The organism is Halorubrum sp. Atlit-28R (assembly GCF_003665955.1).
GTDB classification, from domain to species: domain Archaea; phylum Halobacteriota; class Halobacteria; order Halobacteriales; family Haloferacaceae; genus Halorubrum; species Halorubrum tropicale.
On the sequence record NZ_QPLS01000101.1, the window covers coordinates 1 to 575 of the forward strand.

Consider the following 575-nt stretch of genomic DNA (forward strand, 5'->3'; position numbering starts at 1 on the left):
CAGATCTTCGTCGGCGGCATCCTCATCCTGTTCATGGACGAGATCGTGAGCAAGTGGGGCGTCGGCTCCGGCGTCGGGCTGTTCATCATCGCGTCGGTGAGCCAGCAGATCGTCGGCGGCTTCTTCAGCTTCTCGGCGCTCGGCGCGTCCGGCTTCTTCGCGAGCTGGTACGGCGTCATCTTCGGCAACGTGCCGGTGTCGATGTCGCCGTTCACGGCCGAGGGGCTCCAGAACCTCCTCTTCGACCCCGGGAACATTCTGGCACTCTTCACCACGGTGTTCATCTTCGGGATCGTCGTGTACGCGGAGTCCGTCCGCGTCGAGATCCCGCTATCGCACGCCCGCGTGAAGGGCGCTCGCGGACGCTTCCCGGTGAAGCTCATCTACGCGTCCGTCCTGCCGATGATCCTCGTTCGCGCGCTGCAGGCGAACATCCAGTTCCTCGGCCAGATCCTCTCCTCGCAGTGGGCGGGGATGCCGGCGTTCCTCGGCGAGTACAGCGACGCCGGACAGCCCATCTCCGGGCTGTTCTACTACCTGAACCCCATCCAGAGCCGCGGCCAGTGGATGTGGTT

Annotated in this window: 1 pseudogene; it reads left to right on the forward strand. The window is 64.9% G+C overall.

Going from position 1 to position 575, the window contains the following annotated elements:
• A pseudogene (locus DVK06_RS17000) lies at positions 1-575 on the forward strand (preprotein translocase subunit SecY); the annotation flags it as partial.